General features: G+C 69.7%; 19 protein-coding genes. 12 read left to right on the top strand and 7 right to left on the bottom strand.

The genetic code is table 11. The features are described from left to right. Positions 1-458: 458 nt before the first annotated feature. The 3 genes from OG587_RS43935 to OG587_RS43925 are packed head-to-tail and all read left to right on the top strand — an operon-like array spanning position 459 to position 5,991. Positions 459-1,883 (top strand): hypothetical protein, encoded by a 1,425-nt coding sequence (locus tag OG587_RS43935; protein ID WP_329084790.1) that lies wholly within the window; start codon positions 459-461, stop codon positions 1,881-1,883. After that, entirely contained in the window at positions 1,880-4,822 is a 2,943-nt protein-coding gene (locus OG587_RS43930) for a DEAD/DEAH box helicase (protein ID WP_329084789.1), read from the top strand. The genes OG587_RS43935 and OG587_RS43930 overlap by 4 nt, the downstream gene beginning before the upstream one ends. Then, positions 4,819-5,991 carry a hypothetical protein gene (locus OG587_RS43925; RefSeq protein WP_329084788.1) on the top strand — a complete coding sequence of 391 codons (1,173 nt, stop codon included), beginning with the start codon at positions 4,819-4,821 and terminating at the stop codon, positions 5,989-5,991. The genes OG587_RS43930 and OG587_RS43925 overlap by 4 nt, the downstream gene beginning before the upstream one ends. Positions 5,992-6,086: 95 nt before the next feature. Here OG587_RS43925 and OG587_RS43920 read toward each other — a convergent pair whose 3' ends face one another. The 5 genes from OG587_RS43920 to OG587_RS43900 all read right to left on the bottom strand — a co-directional run bounded on the left by OG587_RS43920 (position 6,087) and on the right by OG587_RS43900 (position 10,928). After that, positions 6,087-8,324: an ATP-binding protein gene (locus OG587_RS43920; protein WP_329084787.1), complete on the bottom strand. Its 2,238-nt coding sequence runs from the start codon at positions 8,322-8,324 to the stop codon at positions 6,087-6,089. Positions 8,325-8,503: 179 nt separating this feature from the next. Then, on the bottom strand, positions 8,504-9,148 hold the full coding sequence (locus OG587_RS43915) for a DUF6879 family protein (protein WP_329084786.1): 645 nt from the start codon (positions 9,146-9,148) through the stop codon (positions 8,504-8,506). After that, positions 9,141-9,410: a hypothetical protein gene (locus OG587_RS43910; protein ID WP_329084785.1), complete on the bottom strand. Its 270-nt coding sequence runs from the start codon at positions 9,408-9,410 to the stop codon at positions 9,141-9,143. The genes OG587_RS43915 and OG587_RS43910 overlap by 8 nt, the downstream gene beginning before the upstream one ends. Before the next feature lie 594 nt (positions 9,411-10,004). Beyond that, positions 10,005-10,394, bottom strand: coding sequence for a hypothetical protein (locus OG587_RS43905; RefSeq protein WP_329084784.1), 390 nt, complete (start codon positions 10,392-10,394; stop codon positions 10,005-10,007). 90 nt (positions 10,395-10,484) lie between these two features. Beyond that, positions 10,485-10,928, bottom strand: a complete 444-nt coding sequence (locus tag OG587_RS43900) for an MmyB family transcriptional regulator (protein WP_329084783.1) — start codon at positions 10,926-10,928, stop codon at positions 10,485-10,487. Between the two features lie 97 nt (positions 10,929-11,025). Between OG587_RS43900 and OG587_RS43895 the strand changes: the two genes are divergently transcribed. The 3 genes from OG587_RS43895 to OG587_RS43885 all read left to right on the top strand — a co-directional run bounded on the left by OG587_RS43895 (position 11,026) and on the right by OG587_RS43885 (position 14,032). Continuing rightward, positions 11,026-11,928 (top strand): hypothetical protein, encoded by a 903-nt coding sequence (locus OG587_RS43895; RefSeq protein WP_329084782.1) that lies wholly within the window; start codon positions 11,026-11,028, stop codon positions 11,926-11,928. Next, positions 11,925-13,259, top strand: coding sequence for an ATP-binding protein (locus OG587_RS43890; RefSeq protein ID WP_329084781.1), 1,335 nt, complete (start codon positions 11,925-11,927; stop codon positions 13,257-13,259). Before OG587_RS43895 ends, OG587_RS43890 begins: the two co-directional genes overlap by 4 nt. Positions 13,260-13,642: 383 nt before the next feature. Continuing rightward, the gene (locus OG587_RS43885; RefSeq protein ID WP_329084780.1) at positions 13,643-14,032 is read left to right on the top strand and encodes a DoxX family protein; all 390 of its coding nucleotides are present in this window, start codon (positions 13,643-13,645) and stop codon (positions 14,030-14,032) included. A gap of 19 nt (positions 14,033-14,051) precedes the next feature. Here the strand turns inward: OG587_RS43885 and OG587_RS43880 are convergent, their stop codons facing one another. After that, a complete protein-coding gene (locus tag OG587_RS43880) occupies positions 14,052-15,179 on the bottom strand; it encodes a helix-turn-helix transcriptional regulator (protein WP_329084779.1) in 1,128 nt (375 codons plus the stop codon). A 201-nt stretch (positions 15,180-15,380) separates the two neighbouring features. Between OG587_RS43880 and OG587_RS43875 the strand changes: the two genes are divergently transcribed. The 4 genes from OG587_RS43875 to OG587_RS43860 all read left to right on the top strand — a co-directional run bounded on the left by OG587_RS43875 (position 15,381) and on the right by OG587_RS43860 (position 19,535). After that, positions 15,381-16,217, top strand: coding sequence for an SDR family NAD(P)-dependent oxidoreductase (locus OG587_RS43875; RefSeq protein WP_329084778.1), 837 nt, complete (start codon positions 15,381-15,383; stop codon positions 16,215-16,217). Between the two features lie 111 nt (positions 16,218-16,328). Next, a complete protein-coding gene (locus OG587_RS43870; RefSeq protein WP_329084777.1) occupies positions 16,329-17,324 on the top strand; it encodes a zinc-binding dehydrogenase in 996 nt (331 codons plus the stop codon). A 295-nt stretch (positions 17,325-17,619) separates the two neighbouring features. Further along, complete coding sequence (locus OG587_RS43865) at positions 17,620-18,663, top strand: NADP-dependent oxidoreductase (RefSeq protein WP_329084776.1); 1,044 nt, start codon at positions 17,620-17,622, stop codon at positions 18,661-18,663. Between the two features lie 728 nt (positions 18,664-19,391). Beyond that, positions 19,392-19,535, top strand: a complete 144-nt coding sequence (locus OG587_RS43860) for a hypothetical protein (protein WP_329084775.1) — start codon at positions 19,392-19,394, stop codon at positions 19,533-19,535. A 179-nt stretch (positions 19,536-19,714) separates the two neighbouring features. Here OG587_RS43860 and OG587_RS43855 read toward each other — a convergent pair whose 3' ends face one another. After that, positions 19,715-22,828, bottom strand: coding sequence for an AfsR/SARP family transcriptional regulator (locus tag OG587_RS43855; protein ID WP_329084774.1), 3,114 nt, complete (start codon positions 22,826-22,828; stop codon positions 19,715-19,717). A 484-nt stretch (positions 22,829-23,312) separates the two neighbouring features. Here OG587_RS43855 and OG587_RS43850 point away from each other — a divergent pair, with 484 nt between their 5' ends. Together OG587_RS43850 and OG587_RS43845 are read left to right on the top strand one after the other, a co-directional pair. Further along, positions 23,313-24,368: a LacI family DNA-binding transcriptional regulator gene (locus OG587_RS43850; RefSeq protein WP_329084773.1), complete on the top strand. Its 1,056-nt coding sequence runs from the start codon at positions 23,313-23,315 to the stop codon at positions 24,366-24,368. Further along, a complete protein-coding gene (locus OG587_RS43845) occupies positions 24,365-25,615 on the top strand; it encodes a sugar ABC transporter substrate-binding protein (protein WP_329084772.1) in 1,251 nt (416 codons plus the stop codon). The genes OG587_RS43850 and OG587_RS43845 overlap by 4 nt, the downstream gene beginning before the upstream one ends.

Here is a 25,615-nt window from a genome sequence, read left to right as displayed (position 1 = left end):
AGCTCGATGGAGTGCGTCGGCCGGATAGCGTCGCCCTCCGCGTGGCCGAAAACGGACGTGCGTTGAGAGGGAGAGGGCAGACAGGGGCGGTGCGTACTGGTCCGCCGGCCGCGTCGTCACCAGGCCCGTGGAGGTCACCGGATCGGTGCGGGGTGGCCGTTGCCTGCCGTCGTCCGTGTTGTTCAAGAGAATTAAGTGACTTATCAATGACATTTGTGCTTGTGCTAAATGTCGCTATTGGCATGGTTAGTCTCGTGGTATTTGCGGTGAACCGGTCGGCGCCTCTTTCAATTACGTGTCGTTGATGTACAACGGATTGGTAATGCGGGATCGACCGGTGGTGCGGTGAGGGATCGGTGTGCGCCTCCCGGACGCGGGTGAGGAGATGCCGAGCCTCTGGCCCGATGGGCTCGGAGGCCGAGGTGGACGAGGAGTCCACGAGAGACGAAAGGACCGCGATGAGCCATGGGTTCGGGGCGGGGGAGCATCCCATTGACTTCCTGGCACACCGCCAGCGCAGGGGTGAGGCGGGGGCCAGGGAGGACTTCGAGCAGATGCTCGTCTCGCTCGTCTCGGCGGTCACCGGGCAGGAGGCGGTGCCGGTTCAGGCGAATCCCGGTGACTGGGGCATCGACGTGCTGGTGGGAGATCTCAACGATGAGATCACGGACTGGCAGGCGAAATACTTCATCAACGGGTTCGGGGAATCCCAGAAGAGACAGGTCAGGGAATCCTTCGCGTCGGCCCGGAAATACGCGGAAAAAGAAGGCTATGTCATAAAGAAATGGGTGCTGTGCATCCCCTGCAGCTTGGACGCTCCGACACTGCGATGGTGGCAGCGTTGGAGGCAGGAGCAGCAGACGGAGACCGGCATCACCATCGAGCTGTGGGACGAGAGCGGGCTGCGTCGCCGCCTCGACCTCCCCGAGGCGGCGACCGTCAGGAGGGTCTACTACGACCCATATCGGCCCGCCGAGCCAGTCGATCCGCCCCTCATGCCGCTAGCGGGTCCCGTCCCGACGGACATTCCTTGGCGTGGAGGCGAGGAGCTACGTCTTGGGGGTGACTGTTACCTCCTGCACGATGACGCGGCCGAGACCTTCAGCCCCGACCGGTCATGGGCGTGGCGAGAGGCGACCGCCGACCGTATCGAACCCGCGTCCGCCCGAGTACGGCTGCGTCAGATCACGATGCTCCGTGACGGTCCCGCCTCGGCCGATGCCCGGCGTGCCCTGCGGGACCAGGCGGCGCTGCTCTCCAGCATGTTGGGCGTGCGCCGACTGCCCCGGCTGCTCGGCCACTATGAGGATCCGGCTCGCGGGATCGCCGTGGCCTCGGAACTGCCCCCGGGGCCGGTCTGGCGCGAGGTCTTCGGGCCAGGCGACGGGCCGCTTGACCACCTCACGGTCGCGGCGGTCCTGGACGCGGCCGCGCGGCTGGCCGATTCGCTCGCCGAGCTCCACCGGCGAGGTCACAGCCACCGGAAGTTGAGCCCCGACGCGATCGTCATGACCGGCCGGGCCTGCGAACCGGTGCTGCGAGACGTGGGACTGGCGGCCTGGCCGCCGCGACCAGGGGAGGGCACTGACGGCTACCGCGCGCCCGAGCAGGCGCGTTTCAGCCCGCACTCCCCGAAGCCGGGGGCGCACACCGATCTCTACCAGCTCGCCGCCGTCGTCCATCACACGGTGACGGGCCATCCGCCCCTGCCTGGGGGATCCCCGCCGATGCGGGTCACCGTACGAGGGTTCCCCTCCGTCGCCGACGAGCTGTTAGCGCGCGCCCTCGACGCCGATCCACGGCGTCGCCCGGAGCGGATCGGGATGCTCGCCGCGGCACTACGACAGGGACGGAAGGAAATCTCCCAAGGAGGGTTTTCGTGACGGTTTCGCTGGTGTCCCTGCCGGGTCCGGTAGCGGTGATCCCGTCGGAGAAGGTACGAAGTCGGCTGGCGCCACACCTGCGGCCGGACCAACTGATCAAGGAGATGGCCCGGCTGTCCAGGATGGGAGCGCTGCCCGCCAGGCTGGAGGAGAATCCGGACCGTCTCGTCGTCTACACCGACACACATGTCGCCTGGCTCTTCGTGACCCGGCGCGGGGACGCCTACAATCTCGGAACCGCGTTCCCGCGTGGCTTCCGGGAGGAGGAGCGGCTACTGCGTGGCGCCCTGTTGCTGAACTGCTCCGCCGGTTGGCAGGGTTTCCACCAGTTGCGCGACGTGCCGGACGGGATGTCGGCGCACTGGCCGCTGCTGCGGCGAGCCTGGGGCGGTGTCGGTTCCTCCGAGCCGGAACGGCCGTCGCTGCCCCCGCATCACACCGCGTACCTCGACCGGATGGCCCAGGTCATCGAGGCGGGCCGGGACATCGAGGTCGCTCGGCAGCGCGAGGCGCCGCCCGTCCACTACCGGAGCAGGGAGAGCGTCCGCGAGGAGCGGCGCTCCGCCCAGAGCATGTACGTCTTCGGCCTGGTGCGTCCCGCCACGTTGGCGGCCGGGGCCGTGGTGTATCTCACCGACCAGCCCGACCTGAAGGGCAGGGTGGTGAGGGCGAAAGGGCTGGACGTGCTCATCCGGTTCGAGACGGCGGTCGACTACGGCCGCATCCCCGCCCAGGGGGCCCTCGTAGTGATGCCCAGTGACCGCGTGTTCCAGGCGCAGGCCGACACCGTGAACGCACTGCGTCGGGGAGATGTGGTTAACCGTGGGCTGCTCGGCTGGCTTGTCGACCGGCGCCTTGCCTCTTTCGGGGTGGATCCCCAGGATCGGCCGCGTGGGGTGCTCGACCAGGACAGCCAGCTGTCGGCGTTCCAGCGGGCACTCGCCGTGCCCGACCTGCTGCTCATCCTAGGGCCGCCGGGCACCGGCAAGACGAGGACGATCACCGAGATCGCGGTAGCGTGCGCCGCACGGGGCGAACGCGTGCTGATCACCTCGCATACCAACCGGGCCGTCGACAATGTCCTGGAACAGTTGCCCGCGGACCTCCTGGCGGTGCGCGTCGGCAACGAGGATGTCATCACCGGCCGTGCCCGCGATCTCATGGTGGAGAGTCACGTCACCGCGTTGCGGCAACGGATTCGCGCCTCCACAGAGGGGACGGTCTCGCGCCTGGCGCCGTTCACGGGCGACGGGGACGCGGCCGGCCGCCGGCTGGCGTACCTCACGGAGTCTCTCGCGACCGCCCGCACGGCCGAGCGGGAGGAACAGGAACACGCGGCCGGTCTCGACGCGGCCATCCACCGGCTGGAGCCGGTCCAGGCCGATCGGATCACCGATGCCGTCAGCCGTCTCACCGCCGCACGCGCCGCCGCCGAGCGGCTGGACGCCCGGCGGGAGACCTGGGAGCGGCGGCACGCGAGCGCCCAGGCCCGGACGGCTTCGGGGATGCTCGCGTTCTTCTACCGCGGGCTGGCCGGCCGTCGGCTGGCCCGGCTGCATGCGGTCCGGCAGGAGTTCGTGCTCGCCACCGAGGAGGTGACGCGAGCCGAGACGGCGTGTCGCGCGGAACAGGTCGAGGCGGAGAGGCTCATCGCAGCTCATCCGGAGGCGGCTCGGCTGATGGCGGCCAGGGACACCGCTCGTCGGGACGGCGAGGAGGCGATGGACGAGGTGTCCAAGGCCGCGAGATCATTGCGGTCGATCGTCGCGGACGTCACCCCGATCTCGGAGGAGTCGCTGCCGGACGGACGGCCACCCGCGGACCTGGCAGGCTGGGAGGCGCTGCGTGACCGGTTAGGACAGGTCGTGGCGATGTTTCGGACGCGGGCCGCCCTGTTGGACGAATGGCGGGCCAGGATCGGCGACGCCGAGCAGGACCTTCAGCGTGAGCTGGTGCGCTACGCGGACGTGGTGGCCGCCACCTGCATAGGCACCGCGACCACCAAATTGCTCGCCGAGCTGGAGTTCGACCTGGTGATCGTCGACGAGGCCGGCCAGATCTCCACGCCCAACCTCCTCGTTCCCCTGGTCCGGGGGAAGCGCGCCATCCTGGTGGGCGACCACCAGCAGCTTCCGCCGTACCTTGACGAGGAGGTACGCGAATGGGGAGACAACCTGGCTCGGAACGGTGACCTGCCGCCCGCCGACGCGAATGAGGTCGCCGACGTGCTGCGTAGAAGCGCCTTCGAGCGGCTCTACGGAGCCGTGTCGGCGGACCACCAGGTCATGCTGACCGTGCAGCGACGGATGCCGCGTGAGGTCGGAGAGTTCGTGTCGGCGGCCTTCTACGAACGTGTACTCCGCACCGACCATGCCGGGAGGCACGACGACCCCATCTTCGCCAGCCCGTTCGCGATGATTGATACCAGCGACAGACCGGCGATCGAGCGAGCGGAGGAAGCGGGCAGTCGACCCGGTTACGTCAACCGGCTGGAGGCCGACATCGTGGTGCGGCTGGTGGCCGGATACACCCGGTATTACAAGGATTGGGCGGTGATCGTGCCCTATCGCGCGCAGGTGGAGCGTATCCGTGCCGGACTCGCTCGCGTGCTCGGTGAGGGCACCGAGGTGGCGGACAACGTCGGTACGGTCGACTCCTTCCAGGGAGGTGAGCGTGATCTCATCGTCTACGCCTTCACCCGCAGCAACGCGCGTGGAGAGGTGGGATTCCTGAAGGAACTGCGGAGGCTGAACGTCGCCGTTTCCCGGGCCAGGAGGCAGCTCGTGCTGGTGGGGGACACCACGACCCTCACCGCAGCCAGGGACGAGGGGTTCCGAGTGCTGGTGCGGCAGATGATGGACCATCTCCGCCGCGTCGGTGACCTGAGGCCCTCGGCCGAGGTCGCCGCCCGTCTCGACCGCCTCGACGAGTTCTCATGACGACACGCGCCATCTACCCCGCCCGGCGTGCCGTGGAGCACGCCGTCACCGTCCCCGGAGTCCGGCCGGTGCGCCTCTTCGCCGTCTCATGGCCCCTGTGGGAGGTGGAGGTCACCGCGAACGTCTACGACGAGCAGGCCTACGAGGTCATCGACCGGTTCCTGGCCCGCGCCCTCGCGGAGGGCGGTATCGGCACTCGGGACGAACTGGTCGCCTTCTTCGGCCTGGAGCCCTCTCTGGTGGACCGCTGTCTCGCCTTCCTCACCGTGATCGGCCATCTCACGGTGAGCGGCCACGAGGAGGTCAGGCTGACCGAGCTGGGGCTGCGGTCCGTACGGGCGGGCGTGCGGTACACCCCGAAGGAGAACAGGCAGAAGGTGCTGATCGAACGCTTCACCGGCAGGCCGCTGCCACAGCGCTACCATCGGGGATCACTCACCGTGCTGCCCAACCCGAACGTCCCGCAGGATTTGCTGGAGGACCGTACGCGGTTCCTTTCGCTGTTCGCGCAGACGGCGTTCCACTCCCGGATGGTCGACGACCTCGCCGCCCGTCCCGATCGGGCCGACTACAACCTTCCTGCCCAGCTCAGGGAGATCAGAGGCGTCGCGGCACGGGATGCTTACCTGCCCACCTATCTGATCGAGACCAGCGACCGCTCCCTGCTCGCCTATACCGATACCGGTTCCGGCCGGGACGATTTCATGGAGGCCGTCTGCCATGACGTTCCGGCGATCCGGGCGAGGATCGACACGGTGGACCGGGTGAACCCACGCGAGCTATGGACTGAATGGCTCGCCGACAGAAAATTTGGCCCTGGCAGGCTTCAGGAACTGCCGAACGCCGTCTGGCGGGTGGTCCTGGCCCCGGGCGCGTTCGGCGGATCCCCGAAACTGCCATTGAGCCAGGTGGGTTCCTTTCAACTGCGAAGCCACCATTTTCTGCAGCTGTGGTGTGACGATGCCGGGCTACGTCGTCGTGCCGTGCTGGAAAGAGTCCTTGGTATGGCCCGCCTGTACGGAGTCCGTACCCGGGCCGATCTGGCTGAGCGCGCCGGCATCCTGGCGGTTCAGCTGGAAGTCACCGTACCCACGTTCGCCGAACTGCGCGCCCACGCTGTCGGTGAACGTATGTACGACCATCTCGGCCACCTCGACGTGCTCGAATGACCGATCGACGCCGGTTCTCCCTTTGTATGTCCTGTCTTCCGTAACCTGGCCGCCGAAGGTGAACGGCCAGGTCTCATGCATATTTTCTGGCCGGCTCAGCCTGTCTCCGTCATCCGCAGCCCGATGCGGTCGCGTACCGCCACCGCCCGTGGGTCGTCGTAGCCGGACAGGAGGCCCAGCGCCTCCGTCCAGTGCCGATGAGCCGCTTCCAGGTCCTCGTCGAGCAGGGCCGCACCCAGGCCGTCGAGGGCCAGGGCCTCGTTCCAAGCGTCGCCGAGCTCGTGATGGACCGCGGCGGCCTGGCGGTGGAAGTCGGCCGCCTCCGTGTGACGGTCGAGGTGGCGATAGGTTTCGCCTACGCCATGCCAGGCCAATGCCTCCCGGCTGCGGTCACCGAGGCGGCGATGGAGCGTGGCGGAGCGGTGGTAGGAGTCCAGTGCGTCGGCGAACCGGCTGCCGGCCTGCTGGGCGTTGCCGAGGGTAATGAGCCAGAAGCCCTCCAGCCGGTTGTGGCGGAGGGCGAGGGCGATGTCCAGCGCGGCCTGAGCCGACTTCAGGGCTTCCTCCACCTCTCCCCGTTCACGCTGGAGCTCGCTCATGAGGCGCAGGACGTTGCCCTCACCGCGCTGGTTGTCCAGGGATCGGTGTGCCGCCAGTGCGCGCCGGACGGCGTCCGCGGCCTCCGGGAGGCGGCCCGCGTGGTAGTGGGTGCTGGCGAGGTTGGACAGCATGGTGGCCTCCCAGTGAGCGGAGTCCTGCTCCCGGAAGGCGACGGCGGCCTGCTCGAAGTGCCCTGCGGCGTCGTCCAGTCGTCTCGTGCGGAGATGCGCCAGCCCGATCAGGTTGAGCGAGTGCGCCTCGCCGAGCCGGTTACCCAGTTCGCGCCAGATCGCCAGCGAGTTCCGGTGGCATTCGAGGCTCTCGGCCAGACGATTGATCCGGGTGTATCCCATGCCCAGCTCCGTGAGCAACTGCCCTTCCGCGACGCGGTCACCCAGCCGTCCGGCCGCCGCCAATCCCAAGCGGCCCACGGCCAGCCAGCCGGCGACCGGTGCCGAAGGAGACTGCGCGTTCGACAGGACGGCCGACAGCTGCCAGGTGAGCCGGTCCTGTCCGGTCGAGGCGGCGCTTCTGATCGCCTGCAGGAGGTTCGTGTGGTCACGCTCGGACCAGTCGACGGCGGCGTTGTAGTCGGAGAAGGTCAGTGGACGCACCCCGTCCGTCGGTGGCGCGAGTTCCACCCAGGCTTCGGCGGGATTGATCCAGCTCTGGGCGGCGTCGGCGGTGTGTAGGTACCACTCCAGCACCCGGCGCAGCGCGACCTCCCGTTCCTCGGGCGGTTCCTCCTGCTGTGCCTGGTCGGCGGCGTAGGCACGCAACAGGTCGTGAAACTGGTAACGGTCCGGCGCCGTCTGCTCAAGCAGATGGGCGCCGACGAGGGAGTCAAGGAGCTGCCGGGTCCGGCCGGGGGGTAGCTTGGCGAGGGCCGCGGCAGCGTGGAGGCCGAACTCGGGGCCCGGATGAAGGCCCAGCACGCGGAACAGCCGGGCGGCCTGCTCCGGCAGGGCGCGGTAGGACCACGCGAACACCGTACGGACGGCTCCGGCCTCTTCGTCGTCTCCCGTGCTCAGGGCATCCCACAGAGCGGACTCGTCCCGCAGGTCGGCGATGAGGTCGTCCAGCCGCATGTGAGGGTAGCTGACGGCGCGTTCGGCGGCGATGCGCAGGGCGAGCGGCAGCCGGGCGCACAGCCGGGCCAGCTCGGTGAGCTTCTCCTCGTCGTCCTCCGGGCGGTATCCGGCGGTGACGGCCCGCAGCAGGGCGACGGCCTCCGGTTCGGGCAGCGTGCCCAGCGTCAGCCGGTGTGCTCCATCGTGTACGGCGAGACCCGACAGCCGGCTGCGGCTGGTGACGACGACCAGGCAGCCCGCGCTGCCGGGCAGCAGAAGGCGGACCTGTTTCGCCGTCGCCGCGTTGTCCAGAACGATCAGCATCCGGCGGCCGGCCAGCCGCGAGCGGTAGAGCGCGGCGGCGGCGTCGGGGTCCTGTGGCACGGAATGGGCGCGGACGCCGAGCGCGACCAGGAAACGGTGCAGGGCCTCCTGAGCGGTGACCGGCTCTCCCGGGTCATAGCCACGGAGATTTATGTAGAGCTGCCCGTCGGGAAAGCGGTCCTGGACCTGATAGGCCCAGCGCAGCGCGAGTGACGTCTTTCCCACGCCCGCGGTCCCGGCGATCACGTACACCGAGATGACGCGCGGATCGCCGTCCTCGCCGACAAGAACCGTGTTCAGCTCTTCGAACTCGTCGGTGCGGTTGACGAACCCGCGCACATCGGCCGGTAGTTGCCGTGGAGTGAGGTTTGTGGAGTCGCTCCGGCCCGGTTTGCCGTGCTCGTGGAAGTGGACTCCACCGCTGACGTCCCTGGCCTGTACGACATCACGAGAGGATCCCGACAGTTCGGAACGCGAACCGCCGGGGCGTTCCTCTCCTTCTCCGGTTCTTTTGACGCCTACTCCATCTTCGTCCTGGGCGAGTGAAGGTGGGCCAACTCGCGGTCGAAGTAGGAAATCACATCTTCCCCGCCCTCATAGAGGTCTTTGATGTATTTCTCCCAACCTGCGATGAAGCCGGGATCGGTGTAGCGAACCGCGCCGTCCGGGACGCCGGCCGTGGTGTAGAGGACGTGGTAGAGGGTCTGGCCACCGAGGATGACCACCTCCGGCAGCGGAGCGGCCTTCTCCGAGGCCGCCACCTTCTCCACGCCGATCACACGGATTCTCTCACCACATTCGGCGCGGAGCCGCAGCGAGTGCAGCTCCCACCGAATGTATGGCGTGAGCGGCGTCTCGACCACCCGTACCCGGTGAAAGAAGGAGCCGCGCCGTTCGTCCTCCCGGGTGAGCGCGAGCAGGTCGTCTCGTCTCTCGTTGAGAAGCCGCAGCGCCTCGTCCCAGTCACCTCGGCGAAACGCGTCACGGCTGGGACTGCCCTGTTCCTCGAAGTGCTGCCGCCGCTCGAACTTCCAGGAGTCACGGTTGCGAATCAGCGCATCCCGTTGCCGGAAGTCGCGTCTGTAGGCCTCCCTGACGAGTTTCTCGCCCTGCGCGGGAACGCTCTGCGTGGGAACGACGAAAGGGGCACAGGGATCAAGCATCGGCGATGTCCGGCTTCGCCGCGCTGAGCATGATGCCGGGGATGACGACCAGTCGCTCATCTGGGGCGAGGGACACGCCCTCCGGCAGGTGAGGACTGTAGGCGGCCGTGAGGTCCCTGCCGATCACCGCGATGTCACCGTTGCTGAGTTGCCAGATATCAGGGCACTCGTCACGACCGTCCGAATGATCCAACTCTTTGGCCGACTTCCCTAATCGCCGCTCGAACGACGCGAAAGGGTCGGCCTCCCAGGAACGAGCCATGCCCGCCTCCACTCGGCTTGGCTGTACGTTTCACCTGTGCGGAGCATATGTTGGACGCTTCTCTGGGACAACGGAATGAGTAGATTGTCGCCCAAAAATAGCTGAAAAAACAAACGGCTGGTCCGAAACGGGAGGAAAACGGACTGAGTGAAAAGTGTTCGTCGCGCTGCTTCGCTGGTTTTTAATACGTAGGGTTACGATGGTTTGACGCCGAGTCGACCTTGGGTGGATGGGTATCGGCTAGATGCGGACCGAAACGGACTTTTTCAGATTTGTGCCATGGCTGCGTGTTCCGACATCCAGCTCATCGGTGATCGATTCCGGTGGTCAGCGGACTCCGAAGACGTTGAGAACACCATGGCATGAACAGTGCACATGGGGTTTTCTCATATCAGGAACTCTCATATTTAATGAGAAGAGGGCGGAAGCGCCGGTGTCATCGCAGGCCAGGACCCTATCTGAGATGCCCGGAGTGTCGATCACGGCGGGCTCGCATACGCACGATTCGTGATCTACGGCTGAGGTGCCGGTTGGTACGGGGGCAGTTGGCCGGTGCTGTCGGTGGGATCTGATCACTGTCTCGGTGAAGGGCGGTCAGTCCACGTCCTGCGCTCTGTGAGGCTTTGGAGCACCGAAGGTGATACCGCCGTCGATATCCCTGGCCTGCACGGCATTACCGTGCACGGTGCCGCTGATCTCGTTGTGAACATCGCCGGGCTCGGGTTCGGGCTCGGCCTCTTCTGGGCGCGAGGAAACAACGCCATAAACCGCCAGCCCCAGCCCCAGTAGTCCGACAAAGGCTCCGAGAACGCTGGCGAGCTTATCGGCACGATCCAGGCCGACCGCGATGAAATACCACCCCAGCGCGGCCAGTACCACCAGCGCCACGGCTATACCCGACCAGGCCAGCGTGCGTCTCGACATGTTGTTCAGTGTCGGCCATGTTCCAAAACGGCGAAAGTCCGCCGCCGCGAAACTTGTCACGCCCGGCGACCCGGTACGTTGACCGCGACGCTCCGCCCCTTGCGAGCAGGCGTTTGTCGGCTCCGCCGCGCGAGACGATCGCTCAGGCCTTCATCGGGAGGATCGGGACGGCCACATGGTCTGGGTGCCGATGACGCTGAGGAGCTTCAGCCGGTCGGCGGAGTCGGTGTCGGGGGCGGTGCTGTAGGTGATGATGCGGAGGTCGCTGCCCGGTACGGTGAGCATGTCGCAGTCGAGCGTGAGCGTGCCGACGTCGGGGTGGTGGACGATCTTGTGGTCCGACTCGTGGATGCCGACGACGTGGGTGTCCCACAGTTCCGCGAAGCGGGGGCTGAGGCTCCGGAGGTCGGTGACGAACGACCGCAGATCGGTGTCGGCGGGATAGCGGGCGGTCGCCGACCTGAGATCGGCGACCGCGGCCATCTCGAAGCGGGTCTCCTGCTCCGCCTTGGGGCAAGGCCCATTCCGGTGGCATCCGCATCTGAGGGTGCGCGGACATGGCGACCTCCGCAGGGGAAGGCCAGAACCTGACATTTCTTTGCCAGAATATGAGATTGGAGATGTGGTTCCTCCGTATTCTGGACGCAGGGTGCATGAAGCTCACCGTGTGGAAGTTTCTGGAGTGAGCCGGATGGCAGATGGCTGGGATGACGGGGGAGGGCCCGACGAGAAGCTCGTGGAGTGGTTCCTGGAGGGGAAGCTCACGGGGAATGAGGTACGCGCCGCGACCCTGCATTCGTGGCGGCGGTGCCAGGAGGCGGGACTCACGCCCAGCACCGTGCGGCCGCGCCTGTCCGGTGATCTTGATTTCGATTGCGGGGTGGTGCGCGCGGCACGGCCCGTGTTCGAGCGGATGCTCAACGTCATCATGGGCACCCCTGTGACCGTGTTCCTGGGCGATGCGAGTGGGGTCTTGTTCCTGCGTAACGAGGGCGACCCGGCCCTGCGCCGGACTCTGGACGCGGTCGGCGCCGCGCCCGGGTTCCGCTTCGCCGAGGCGGACATGGGCACCAGCGCCTTCGGCTCGGCGCTGATGGAACGGCGAATCTGCCAGGTCACCGGCAATGAGCACTTCGCGGAGGAACTGCGCGGGCTCACCGGCGTGGGTGCCCCGATACGCCACCCGCTCAGCGGGCGGGTGGACGGGGCCATCAGCGTCGTCTGCCTGAACGACACGGCCAACGCGGAGATGATGGTCCTGGCCCGGCGATCGGCCGCCGCCGTTGAGCGGCGATTGTTCGAAATGGTGGTCGAACACGAGCGGGCCCTGATGGAGGAGTTCCTCCGGGCGCCAGAGGGAGGCTTCGCGACGGCTTCCACGCCCCTGGACCTGTGCCGCCGTGATCGGCTCGCCCTGGAGGACGCCGCCGTGAGGCTGGTCGCGCAGGGCCGGGCGGCGGTGGTGAAGATGGCCATCTCGGACGGCCGCACCGCCACGCTTGTGGCCCAGCCGATCATCGGTTCCACCGCCATCGCGGTGAAGGCGAGGCTCACCGACGGCCAGGAGGCCTGGCCGAACGGGGGAGGAAGGTGACCGGAACCGACGAGTGGCTGCTCGCCGTGAGCGAGCCGGGCATCGGCCAGCTCGCCCTGCGGGCGCGCGAGCGACTCAGCCTGCTGTGCGACGCGGGCTCCCGCATCGGCACCACCCTAGAAGTCACCCGGACCGCCGAGGAACTGGCCCAGGTCGCCGTCCCCCGGTTCGCCGACTACGTCGCCGTCGACCTGACCGACTGCGTTCTGCGGGGCGACGAGCCCGGCAGCATGGACGCGGGGCTGCGCCGGGTCGCCTTCGCGGGCATCGGGGAGGGAACCGCTCTGTACCAGCTTGGCGCACTCATCCACCCGCTCCCGTCCACGCCGCAGGGGCGCAGCCTCGCCACCGAGCAGCCGGTGCTCGACCCGGTGTTGTCCACCACCTTCGGATGGCCGGCACAGGATCCCGAGCGCGGCCGGAGAATCTGTGAGCAGGGCATCCACTCGCTCATCACGGTGCCGATGCGGGCCCGGAGCGTCACACTCGGGGTGGTGAGTTTCTATCGCGCCACGGGCAAGGACGAGTTCGAGGAGGACGATCTCGCCCTGGCCGAGGAACTGGTCGGCCGCGCCGCGGTGTGCGTCGACAACGCCCGCCGCTACACCCGCGAGCACGCGATATCCGCGGAGCTGGAGCGCGTCACCGCGTCGTTGCAGCAGGCGCTCGACCGCCAGCGGTGCTTCACTACCGATGCCTCGCACGAACTGCGCACTCCGCTGGCCGGGCTACGGGTCACGTTGGAGGAGGCGCAACTTCACCCCGACGAGACCGACCTCGCCGACCTGGTGAAACACTCCCTGGGCGATGTGGACCGGCTGCAGGCCATCATCAGCGACCTCCTCATGCTGGCCCGGATCGGGGCGGCACCGCCCACCGCCCTGGAGCCCGTCGACCTGGCCATACTGGCCGAGGCCGGAACCGCGCGCCGCCTCGGCGATCCGCACCCGGCACGGCTCGACCTCACCGCCGGCATGACGGCCGACGCCGTCCCGGAACAGATCCGCCGGGTGCTGGACAACCTGCTGGACAACGCGCAACGGCACGCCGCGCGCGACGTGGTGGTCACAGTGCGCCGAGCCGGAGGCATAGCCGAGCTCAGCGTCACCGACGACGGTCCGGGCGTGCCTCCAGCGGAGCGCGAGCGCATCTTCCAGCGCTTCGCCCGGCTGGATACCGCCCGCAGCCGCGACCGCGGCGGCACCGGGCTCGGCCTGGCCGTCGCCCGTGACATCGCCCGCGCCCACCACGGCACCCTCCACGTCGAGGACGCGTCCTCGGGCGGAGCACGCTTCGTCCTCCGTCTCCCGCTCAGCACGCGGACGGCGTGAGGGCCTGGACCGTACGCGAAGGGATCGGACGGTTCAATCGGACGGTTCAGACGCGCGGCGAGCCGCACCGCGATCCTTGGGGAGTCAATCCCTTCGAGCGTCGCTGAGCCGCGTTGCTCCCATAGCCGCGGCCAGGCGCGAACGAGTGTGTGGTTTCCCGCACGCGCCGGTGCCACTGATCGTTCCATTCCTCCCCGAGGGCCGACCACCCCAGATCACGATCGTCTGACCGGCTCGTTGGGCACTGCAGGTGGGTGACCTTCACCACCTCATGCACCTGGTGCTCAACCGATGTGATGTCGTCCCCGGCGTCGGCCGGCGGAGCCGTGACCCATGTCACGCCGGGGCATGTCACGTTCCCGGCAGCTCATCTCGTCCGTGTAGTGCGCAAACGGCCTGTCACTCTCACGGACAAGGGGACCATCGTGTTCGCCGCCTACCTCGTGATCACTCTCCTCGCCTCGGCCGTCGTCGGCCTGGCCGCCATCGCCAACCTCATCGGCCATGAATACCCCAAGAAGCAGGCGGACCAGCTTCGCGTGCCCCGTTCCTGGACGCTCCCGCTGGGCGTGATGCTGGCGGCGGGCTCGCTGGGACTGCTGGCCGGGTTCGCCGTTCCGGTGCTGGGCCTGCTCGCCGCCGCCGGCCTCGTGTTGTACTTCCTCGGCGCGTTCTGCGTTCACCTGCGGGCCCGTGACCACCACTTCGGCGCCTGGTCCGTGTTCTTCACGCTGGCGGCGGCCGCCCTGGCCGTGAACGTGGCCTACTACTGAGTTCCGGCCCAAACCGAGATCAGCTCGTCCGCGACGCCTCAGCCCGCAACCTTCTGACCTGTGGCGGAGGCTTGTCGTTTAATTCCGGCCGGACAGTCCCAAGACCCCAACCCCGCCAGGCCACATCCGGCGGGGTCTTTTCACGCGGCTGATGTACCTCTCGACGGCCCACCGGCGCGACAGCCGCGCTTGGCCTACTTGGCCTACCGCGAGCGGACCCGGCGGGCCGCGGTCGAGGCCGCGCCGCGTGCGGGCCCCGCGACGAGAAAGTCATGGTTCCTGCAAGGTCCTCTGAAGAGGATCGGGACGGCCACATGGTCTGGGTGCCGATGACGCTGAGGAGCTTCAGCCGGTCGGCGGAGTCGGTGTCGGGGGCGGTGCTGTAGGTGATGATGCGGAGGTCGCTGCCCGGTACGGTGAGCATGTCGCAGTCGAGCGTGAGCGTGCCGACGTCGGGGTGGTGGACGATCTTGTGGTCCGACTCGTGGATGCCGACGACGTGGGTGTCCCACAGTTCCGCGAAGCGGGGGCTGAGGCTCCGGAGGTCGGTGACGAACGACCGCAGATCGGTGTCGGCGGGATAGCGGGCGGTCGCCGACCTGAGATCGGCGACCGCGGCCATCTCGAAGCGGGTCTCCTGCTCCGGGGTGTGGCTGACGCGACCCGGCCGGCCCGTGAAGTGGCGCCAGATCACGTTGCGGTCGCGCCCGAGCAGCAGGGAGGGGTCCCCGAAGAGCGCGGCCCACAGCCGGTTCCAGCTGATCAGGTTCCAGGAGGCGTCGCAGACGCTGACGGGTATGCCGTCCAGCCGGTCGAGCAGTCGCTGCACGCTCGGGGTGATGTGTGTGGACATGCGTCCGGTGGTGAGTGGTGGCTGCCCCGCGAGGAGGAACAGGTGCTCGCGTTCCTGAGCGGACAGCCGCAGCGCTCGGGCCAGTGCGGTGAGGACCTGCGCGGACGGGGAGGTCGCCCGGCCCTGTTCGAGGCGGGTGATGTAGTCGGCCGACACCCCCGCGAGCATCGCGAGCTCCTCGCGCCGCAGGCCCGCCGCGCGGCGTGGCCCGCCGCCGGGCAGCCCGACCGCGGCCGGGTCGACCCGGTCACGCCAGTGCCGCAGCGCGGGGCCCAGTTCTCCGCTCCCGGTCATTCACCCAGTATGCGCCGGTTCCCGGGGCACAGCCTGGTACCGCCCGTACCAGGCAGGACGGACTGTTCTCCCGTCCACGGTCCGGTACCGCCGGAGGGGGTGGGACGCCATCCGGGCCTTTCCCGCCCGGGCCTGGTACCGCCCGTCCCAGGAAGCGCCGGGTACTACCTGTGCGTTCCCGCCGTGACGACAGTGAGGTGCATGACAACGACACTGATCACCGGAGCGAACAAGGGGCTCGGCTTCGAGACCGCCCGCCGCCTGGTCGCGGCGGGACACACCGTCTACGTCGGGGCGCGCGACGCCCGGCGCGGCGGGGAGGCGGTGGAAAGGCTCAACGCCGGGGCCGGAAGGCTCAACGCCGGCGACGGGGTAGGAAGGGGAAGGCTCAACGTCGACGGTGGGGCGGGAGGGCTCGATGCCGGGGGCGGGGCGGGAGGCTCCGGCGACGGGCACGCGCGGGAGGCGGGAAGGGGCGAGGCCCGTTCGGTGCTGATCGACGTGACCGACGACGACTCCGTCCAGGCCGCCGTGGCGGTCGTCCGCGAGCAGGCCGGTCGTCTCGACGTCCTCGTCAACAACGCCGGCATCGCCGGCCCCGGCGAGCCGGTCGGCGAGATCACCGTCCCCGACATCCGGATGGTCTACGAGACCAACGTCTTCGGCGTCGTGCGCGTCACGAGGGCGTTCCTGCCGCTCCTCGAAAGCGGGGACGCCCCCGTCGTGGTGAACGTCGGCAGCGGCCTGGGGTCGCTGGCCGTGACCACCGACCCGGGGCGCCTTGAGTCGACCATCCCCGCCCTGGCGTACGCCTCCTCCAAGGCCGCCCTCAACATGATCACCTCGCAGTACGCCAAGGCCTACCCGAAGATCAGGATAAACGTGGTGGATCCCGGCTACACGGCCACCGACTTCAACGCCCACAGCGGCGTCCAGACCGTTGAGGAGGGCGCCGAGGTCATCGTGCGGATGGCCCTGATCGGGATGGACGGCCCCACCGGCGGCTACTTCGACGCCGCCGGTCCCGTTCCCTGGTGAAAACCTCCCTGGTCTCCTCGGTCTTCTCGCTCTCCCCGATTTCCCCGGTTGACATCAACATAACTTGAGGTCTGAGACTGTGCGTGAAGGCATCGAGGGAGAGTGATCGATATGCGCATTGTCCAGGTAACCGCGTTCGGGGGACCAGAGGTACTGCTGGTGGGCCGGGCCCCGGAGCCGGTCGCCGGAGCCGGGCAGGTCGTGATCGGGGTGTCCGTCGTGGACGTCCTGTTCCTTGAGACGCAGCTCCGCACCGGCTGGGGTGCCGAATTCTTCGGCCAGAGCCCGCCGTACGTGCCCGGGGGCGGGGTGGGCGGGCGGGTGGTCTCGGCAGGGGAGGGGGTCGATCAGGGCTGGATCGGCCGCGACGTCATCGCCATGACCGGCGACGGAGGCTACGCCGAGCGGGTCGTGGTCCCGGTGGACGCCCTGGTTCCGGTGCCGGAGGGGCTGGGCGTGCGGGAGGCGACGGCGCTTCTCCAGATCGGCCCGGCCGCGCTGAGCCTGACGGGCGCGGCCGAGATCAAACCGGGGGAGCGGGTGCTGGTCACCGCGGCGGCCGGGGGGCTCGGCAGCCTGCTGGTGCAACTCGCCCACGCGGTCGGCGCCCACGTGGTCGCGGCCGCCCGGGGCGGGCGCAAGCTTGACCTGGCCAGGGAGCTGGGAGCCGACACCGTGGTCGACTACTCCGAGCCGGGCTGGTCCGAGCGGGTGCGGGAGGCGGCCGGCGATGGGGGACCGCTCGGGACGGCCGGCGGTGACGGGGTGGACGTGGTCTTCGACGGTGCCGGCGGGCGGATCGGCCAGGACGCGTTCGGGATCACGTCGCGCGGTGGCAGGTTCTTCACGTACGGCGTGCCCGGCGGGAGCTTCGCGCAGATCGACCCCGGGGAGGCGGAGCGGCGAGGGGTGAGCGTGCGCGGGATGGAGCAGGTGCAGTTCGCCCCGGAGGAGGGCAGGCGGCTGGCCGGGCTGGCGTTGTCCGAGGCGGCGGCGGGCCGGATCAGGCCGGTCGTCGGACAGACCTTCCCGCTTGAGCGGGCCGCCGACGCGCACACCGCCATCGAGGCCCGCGACACGGTGGGGAAGACCCTGCTGCTGATTTGAGGGACCTGCCGGTCGGTGCCTCTTGTCGTGAGGGACCTGCCGGCCGGTGCCTCCCGTTCCGAGGGACCCGCCGAGAGGCACTTCCCGGTCCGAGGGGGCTGCCTCCACCGGGCCGGGACCCGCCTTCTGGTTCGTTCCCGGGTGACGGCGTGTGCCCGCTTTCCTATCCGTTCCGGATCCGGTGACTTACCGGGGGGGTCACCAGCCGATCCGGGCGCTTCCCACACCTCCGTGGTCGCGCGCCCGGCCCTCCATCCCATCAATCGGGCGCGCACGCGCTCAGAGGGAGAAAACCATGTCCCAGGCCATCCGCTACGCCCGGTACGGCGGCCCCGAGGTGCTCACCCTTGACGATGTTCCCATTCCCGATCCCGGACCCGGGCAGGTGAGGGTCGCGGTACGGGCCGCCGGGGTCAACGGCATCGACTGGAAACTCCGCTACGGGTTCATGGACCGTGGCCAGTTGTCGGCCGGGCCCGCGGGCGTCGGTGTCGAGTTCGCCGGAACGGTCGACGCCGTTGGCGCTGGCGCTGGTATCGGTTCGGGTACGGGCGTGGGCGCCAGTGCCGGGACCACTGCTGGGACCAGTGGAGGGACCACCGCCGGGACCGGTGGAGGGAGCGCTGCCGGGACCGGTGCCGGAGACGGGGGCTGGAGCGTGGGGCAGGCCGTCTTCGGCAAGGTCGTCTCCGGTGCCGCGGCCACCCACGTGACGGTCGACGCCAGGGATCTGCTGGCCATGCCCGCCTGGCTGTCCTTCGAGCAGGCCGCCGCGCTGCCGGTGGCCGTCGAGACCGCCTGGCGTACCCTGCGGCAGCTCGACGTGAAGGAAGGGCACACGTTGCTGGTCCACGCGGTCGCCGGTGGCGTCGGGCTGGTCGCCGCGCAGCTCGCCCGCGCCAGGGGGGTACGGGTGGTCGGCACGGCGAGCCCGGCCCGTCATGACTTCCTGCGCGAGCTGGGCGTGCGGCCGGTCGAGTACGGCGACGGCGGTGACGGCCTGGCCGGGCGGGTGCGCGCCGCGGCGCCGGAAGGTGTCGACGCGGTCCTGGACGCCTCCGGCCGCGACGTGCTCGCCATGTCGGTCGAGCTGGCCGGTGGTCCGGACAGGGTGGTCACCATCGCCGACGGGCGGGCCGCCGAGTACGGTGTGCGCTTCTCCACCGGTGCCGACGGGGTCTCCCCGGCGGAGGTCTTCGCGGAGGTCCTCCCCTTGCTGGAGCGCGGCGCGCTGCGCGTGCCGATCGAGAGGACCTTCCCGCTGGGAAGGACCGCCGACGCCCACCGTCTCAGCGAGGAGGGGCACCGCCTCGGCAAGATCGTTGTCACCGTTCCGTGAGACCGGATCCGCGCCTCTCCGGCCCCGTGGTTTCCGGACCCGGCACGGGGAACGAGGTGAAACCGGCGTGAAACCGGCGCCGTTTATCTTGGCCTTGACCAGTCCGGATACCGTCCGCAGGCGGTATCCGGGCTGTGCTTGAGGTGAAGGTGGTCGTCCGTACTTGGGGCTCAACACGACACGACACCGGGGCGACATGGGTACGGCCGGTCAGCCGGCCGTATCCATGCCCGTCGCCTCGCTTCTCGTCGGTCCGGGAACCGTCCGGAACGCCGGGTGGTACACCGATCGAGAACGACGTCAGGCGGGCCACAGCGACCGCCGGAGTCATCGCCGCGGCTGCCACGGGGGCTGCCACGGCGATGACGCCGGGAAGCGGGTCGTACGTGGTCACCGCGACCCCGCCGAGGAGTGTCGCTCACTTCTCCGCCGGCTCGCTCTCGCCGGACGTCCGGCACCAACGGTCACGTACCGGGCATTGGTCGCCCAGGGGCGAGTACCGGCCGCTCAGCGTCGAGCGGCAGGTCAGCGCGGGGTCTGGTGACCGGGGGACCGAGCCGGTCTGTCGTAAGGCCGTCGGCACCCGAGGGGAGAGGGGCGGGGACGCCTCGAAGGGGAGGAAGTTCAACAGCGAGATGCCATATGCGGCACCTGGTGGTCGTGGTTTGCTATCGATCACCAACGCCCACGGGGGTATGGCACCGATCTGTTGACGATCAAGGAGAGAGATGAAGAAGATCAAGGCGGGGTTGCTGGCGCTGATGGTGGCCGGGTTGCTGGGCGCGGGCGCCACACCGGCCTCGGCGATCGAGCTGCATGATCAGGTCACCAAGCCCAACTACGACAGCCACTGGATGGACCCGGGCGAGTAGCCCACGGGCGGGAACCGGCGTCGCGTGAAGCGGCCGGGCGGGGCTGCGGCACTCCCGTCCGGCCGCGCACCGTGGCCGGGCCGGCCGGGAGCGGGCGATGTGGAGGCATGCGAGTGATGACCGGCCGCCGTGGGAGACGGTGCCGAGGGAGACGGTGTGGAGAGCACGCGGGTGAGAGGTCAGCACGGGGCGGGCGGGGAGGAGATCATGCCTTCGAGGGCGCGCCGGGCGTCGAGTGCCCGCTCGTGCCAGACCGGCAGGCCGATGTCGGCGAACTCCCGCACCGCCCGGTCCAGCATGGACGCGGCCAGCTCGTGCTCGCCGCGCTCGATGGCGAGCCGTCCGCAGGCCAGGCGGGCACGGGCCGCGACGAAGGGTTCCCCGAGTCCCTCGGCCAGCAGCAGCGCCGCGTCGAGCCGGTTGGCCGCGTGGTCGAGTTCACCCGCCAGCAGCTCGGCCTCGCCCATCCCGAGCAGGCCGTACGCCTCGCCGATGCGGTCTCCGGTCGACCTGGCGGCCGCCAGTACCTGCCCGAACGCGTCCTTCGCCCGCCCCGGGTCGTTCTGACGCAGGTGCAGCAGTCCCAGCCTGTTGAGGATCTGCGCGACCCCTCGGACGTTGCCCAGGTCCCGGTAGGCGGCCAGCGCCGTCTCCAGGAGCGAGGCCGCCGCGTAGGGGCGGTCATGCTCGATGTGGATCTGGGCCATGCTGCCGAGTACGTGGGCCTCGGCGTGCCGGTCGCCGACCTCGTGGAGCATCCGCAGCGCCCGCCGGTAGGCGTCGAGCGCGGTCTCCACCCGACCCTCCACCCGCTCGATCAGCGCCGCGTTGCGCAGGGTGAGGGCCTGGCCGTGCCGGTCGTTCACCGCCTCGAAGAGCGGCAGCGCGGCCTCCAGGTGTGGCCGCGCGTCGGTGTAGCGCTGCCGGAACAGGGCGAGCGTGCCCAGCGAGTAGCGCATCGCCGCCTCGCCTCGCCGGTCGCCCGCGCGCAGGGCGGCGGCCAGCGCGGTCTCCGAGGTGCGCCGCCAGTCGTCGAAGTGGCCCTGCGCCTCGAACAGGGTGATCGCCGTCATCGCCAGGTCCCAGCACATCTCGCTCAGGCCGAGCCGGGCGGCCTGCTCCACCGCGGCCACCAGGCCGAGCCGCTCGCCGCGCAGCCAGCCGGACGGGTCGGCGAGCAGGCGGTCGGAGGTGGCATCCCCGCAGTCCCAGCGTGGCCCGCCGCCGTGCAGGACGGTGTAGTCGCCGCCGTACTGCCGCCGGTGCGCCCGCTCGGCGAGCGCGAGGTACCCTCCCGCCAGCCTGGTCAGCGCGGCGTCGGTGGCACCGGGGGGATCGTCGGTCGCGCCGCGTTCCCTGGCGTGCAGGCGTACCAGGTCGTGGACGCGGTAGCGGGGCTCGCCGATGCCGTCCTGGCCCGCGTACTCGACGAGCTGCGCCTCCATCAGTCCTTCCAGGATCTCCTCGGCGTCGTGCGCTCCGGTGCCGCGAGATCGGGTGTCGTGCGCTCCGCTGTGGTGTGGTCCGGAGTCGTGCGACCCAGGGGCGTACGGTCCGGTGCCACGTGCTCCGCTGTCGCGTGCCCCGGTGTGGTGCGACCCGCTGTCACGTGCTCCGGTGTCGTGCGGTCCGGTGTCGAGCAGGGCCGCGGCGACCCAGCCGGCGAAGTCGGGCGTCTCGACCAGGCCGAGGCGGCGGAACAGGGTACGGCTGGGCTCGTCGAGACCCGAGTAACCGAGGGCGAGGCTGGCCCGTACCGACAGGGTGCCGTGGGTGAGCTCGTCGAGCCGGTCGTGTTCGGCGGCGAGCCGGGAGACCAGCCGGTCGACGCTCCAGTGCGGCCGGGCGGCCAGTCGCGCCCCGGCGATCCTGAGCGCCAGGGGGAGATGCCCGCACAGCTCGGCCAGCCGCCCGGCGGTGGCGGTGTCGGCGGCCAGCTCGACCCGGCCGGTGATCGTACCCAGCAGCCGGACGGCGGCGGCGGTCCCGAGGACTCCCAGGGCGAGCCGCTGCGCGCCGGGCAGGGCGGTCAGCGCGCCGCGACTCGTGACCACCACCGCGCAGCCGTTCCCCGCGGGGATGAGCGGCTCGATCTGTGCCTCGTCCGCGGCGTCGTCCAGCAGCACCAGCACGCGCCGGTCGTACAGGCGGGCGCGGAACACCTCGGCGCGCTCGTCCAGGTTGTCGGGAATGGCGGTCCCCGGTGTGCCGAGGGCGCGCAGGAACCGGCTGAGCGCGTGCGACGGCTCGACCGGTTCGGCCCCGGCGCCCCGCAGGTTCACGTACAGCTGCCCGTCGGGGAAGGCGTCCCGCAGATCGTGGGCGGCCCGCAGGGCCAGCGCGCTCTTGCCCACCCCCGGCATGCCGGAGACGGAGCAGATCACCGGTCCGGAGGCGGGACGGTCGCGCAGGACCGAGACGAGCCAGCGCAGCTCGGTGTCGCGCCCGGTGAAGTCGCTCACCCCGGCGGGCAGCAGGGACGGGGCCGGATCCGGCGGAGCGGCGGGGTCCGGGGGCCTCACCGGTGCCGCCGTTTCCGGCCGGGGATCCAGGCCGACCCGGGTGTCCCCGCGCAGGATGGCCTGTTCCAGCGAGCGCAGCTGCGGTCCCGGTTCCAGCCCCAGCTCCTCGGCCAGGACGGTGCGGGCGCGCCGGTAGGCCTCCAGCGCCTCCGTACGCAGCCCGGCCCTGTGCATCGCCACCATCAGCCGCGCGGTCGTGGACTCCACCAGCGGATCCTCCGCGACCATCGAGATCAGCTCGGGGATGACCTCCGCGTGCCTGCCCAGTGCCAGGTCGGTGTCGATGCGCTCGGTCAGCACCCGCCTGCGGTTCTGCTCCAGGCGTTCGGCCGCCTCCGCCAGCTGGGCCACGCCGTCCAGTCCCGAGAAGGCCCGGCCGTTCCACAGCGCGAGCGCCTCCCGCTGCAGGACGGACGCCGCCTCCAGCTCTCCTTGGTTCAGTGTCCGCCTGGCGTGCTCGGCCAGGTCGGCGAAGTGCCAGGCGTCCACCTCCTCCGGCCGCGCGGACAGCGTGTAGCCCGAGCGGTCGTGCCGGATCCGCTCGGGGGCGTCGAGCGTCCTGCGCAGCCGGTGCACGAGCACCTGTAGGTTCTTGCCGGCGCGCGGCCCGAGCCGCTCCCCCCACAGCGCGTCGATCAGGGTTTCCGCCGCCACGATGCGCCCTCGCGCGCAGACGAGGAGCGCCAGCAGCTGCTCCTGCCTGCGTGAGGACAGTGGCACAGGACGTCCGTCGGTGATGATCGTCACATCGCCGAGTACCTGGAATCTCATCAAGCTCCCCGAACGGCTCACGGATCTCAGGGGGCGAGGTGAACGGCGCCGCGCCCAGGAGGTTATGGACTGCCCGATTCCGGCGAGGATAGCTCGGCTGATCTTTTAAGGGTAGTCGATTGACATTCGTTCCTCTGAAGGGACGTCGAGGGCCTTCCCCTCCTGGTCAGGTCGCCTCCCCGGTCAGGTCCCCTCTTCCGGTCAGATTCCCTTCCCGATCAGGTTGCCCTCTTTCGGTCAGGTAGCCCTCCCGATCGGATTCTTTCCTCCGGCCGGGTCTCGTTTCTCCCGGGAAGGTCTCACGAGGCTCGGGAAGGTCTCACGGGGCCCGGTGTGACACCGTGCCCATTTGGTAACGGTGGTGTAACAAACCTTTACCGGCGATTCCGTCCGGTGATTGACTCCGACCATCCACTGTAAGCGCTTCCACCTTCCGTCGCCGTGGAGTGTAAGCGCTTCCACTCGCGGGGAGATCGGACGACAGGTGTCAAACAGTGACGAAGGTCAGGGCGCGACCATCTACGAGGTCGCGCAGCGGGCGGGCGTCTCCATCGCCACCGTCTCCCGGGCGCTGCGCAACACCGGCCCCGTCGCGGCCGGAACGCGCGAGAAGGTGCTGCGGGCGGTCCAGGAGCTCAGCTTCACCCCGAGCCGCCTCGGCGTCTCCCTCGCCCAGGGGCGCCACGCGGCCAACGGGATCGTCTTCCCCGACCTGTCGGGCCCCTATTTCGCCGAGGTGCTCCTCGGGTACGAGGAGGTGGCCTCCGAGCTCGGCCGCTCCGTGCTCATCCTGTCCACGCGCGGGCGGGCCGCCGTACAGGACCTGGTCAGGGATCTTGTCGGCCGGGTGGACGGCATGGTGATCTTCGGCAGGACCGTCGAGGACGCCGTGGTGGACGAGATCGTCAGGAGCAGGACGCCGCTGGTCCTGCTCGCGCGCGATCCCGTCGAGCGGGCGGACGCGGTCTCCAGCGAGAACATCGCGTCGGCCGAGGCGCTCACCACTCATCTGCTCGGCCATGGTTACTCCACCTTCGCCCTGGCCGGGGACGACGACCGGGGCGACGTCACCCAGCGCTGGACGGGGGTCAGGCGGGTCCTGTCCGGCCACGGGATCCGGCCCCCGGAGCCGTTGCCCTGCGAGCTCACCGTGGAGGGCGGGTACGCGGTGGGACGGGCGCTGCTCGGCGGGAGACCCGGTGGGGGGCCGGGCGGGGGACCCGCGGGAGGACGCCGTCCCCGGGCGGTGATCTGCGCCGACGACCAGGTGGCCCTCGGCGTCATCCTGGCGGCCGAGGAACTCGGCCTCGACGTGCCGGGCGACGTGGCGATCACCGGCTGGGACGACATCATGGCCGCCCGCCACGCCAGGCCCGCCCTCACCACGGTGCGCCAGCCCATGCGCCTGCTCGGCGCACGTGCCGCCCGCGCGCTGGACGAGCTCATCAAGGGTACTCGTACCGTCCCGAACTCCGAGATTCTCCCCACCCAGCTGATCGTCCGATCCAGCTGCGGTCCTCACCCCCTGGAGGAAAAGTGAAGAAGTACGCCGTCGGGATCCTCGCGTTGGGACTGGTGCTCGCCGGGTGCGGCCGGAGCGGCGGAGGGGCCGCGGAGCAGGCGAGGGACGTCGACACCGGCAAGGCCACCGGTGAGGTCACGGTCTGGGCGATCGGCGCCGAGGGGGAGGCGCTGGGCGCCTTCGCCAAGGACTTCGAGACGGCCAACCCCGGCATCACGATCAAGGTGACCCCGCTCGGCTGGGACGTGGCCCACGACAAGATCACCGCGGCCATCGCGGGGAACGCCACCCCCGACATCACCATGCTGGGCAGCACCTGGATGGGCGAGATGGCCAAGACCGGCGCCCTCGACCCCGCCCCGGCCAACCTGATCGACAAGTCGGCGTTCTTCCCGGGCGCGTGGGGCACGGTCGAGGTGGAGGGGACCGCGTACGGCGTGCCCTGGTACGTCGAGACCCGCGCCCTGTACTACCGCAAGGACCTCGCGGAGAAGGCGTCGGTGAAGCCGCCCGCCACCTGGGAGGAGACCACCGCCTTCGTGAAGGCGCTCAAGGAGCGGGGCGGCGCCTCGCTCGGCGTCGAGCAGAACTTCCGGCAGGGCTCCTGGCAGGAGGTGCTGCCGCTGGTGTGGCAGGCGGGGGGCGAGATCGTCTCGGGCGGGAAGTGGACGCTGGACACGCCCGAGATGGTCAAGGCGCTCAAGCAGTACGGCTCGTTCTTCGAGAGCGGGCTCTCCAGCACCGACCAGCCGACCGGCGCCTTCCCGCAGACGTTCGTCAACGGGAAGGTCGGCGCCTTCTACTCGGGGCCGTGGATGATCGCGGGCCTGGAGAAGGAGGGCGGCGACGGCTTCGGGGACAGCTTCGCCGTCGCGCCCTACCCGAAGGGGAGCGCGGGAGGTCCCAGCCTGGTCGGCGGCAGCGACATGGTGGTCTTCAAGGACGCGAAGAACCGCGACGCCGCCTGGAAGTTCCTGCGCTGGCTCGTCGACCCCAAGGTCCAGGCCGCCTGGTACACCAAGGTCAACGCGCTGCCCAGCGTCGAGGCCGCCTGGCAGGACCCGGCGCTCACCGCCGACGAGCGGGTCACCGTTTTCGGCGAGCAGCTCAAGGACGCCAAGGCCGTCCCCGCCGTCCCGACCTGGGAGCAGGTGGCCAAGGTGATGGAGACCGAGATCGAGAAGATGGCCCTGGGCAAGCAGACGGCCGAGGAGACGGCCAGGAGCGTCCAGGAACAGGCCGAGACCATCGGGACCGGGGTCTGA

Origin of the sequence: Streptosporangium sp. NBC_01469 (assembly GCF_036227305.1) — a bacterium.
Classification (GTDB): Bacteria; Actinomycetota; Actinomycetes; order Streptosporangiales; family Streptosporangiaceae; genus Streptosporangium.
The sequence above is the reverse complement of the archived record's forward strand: the minus strand, read 5'-3'. Positions and strand labels throughout refer to the sequence as shown.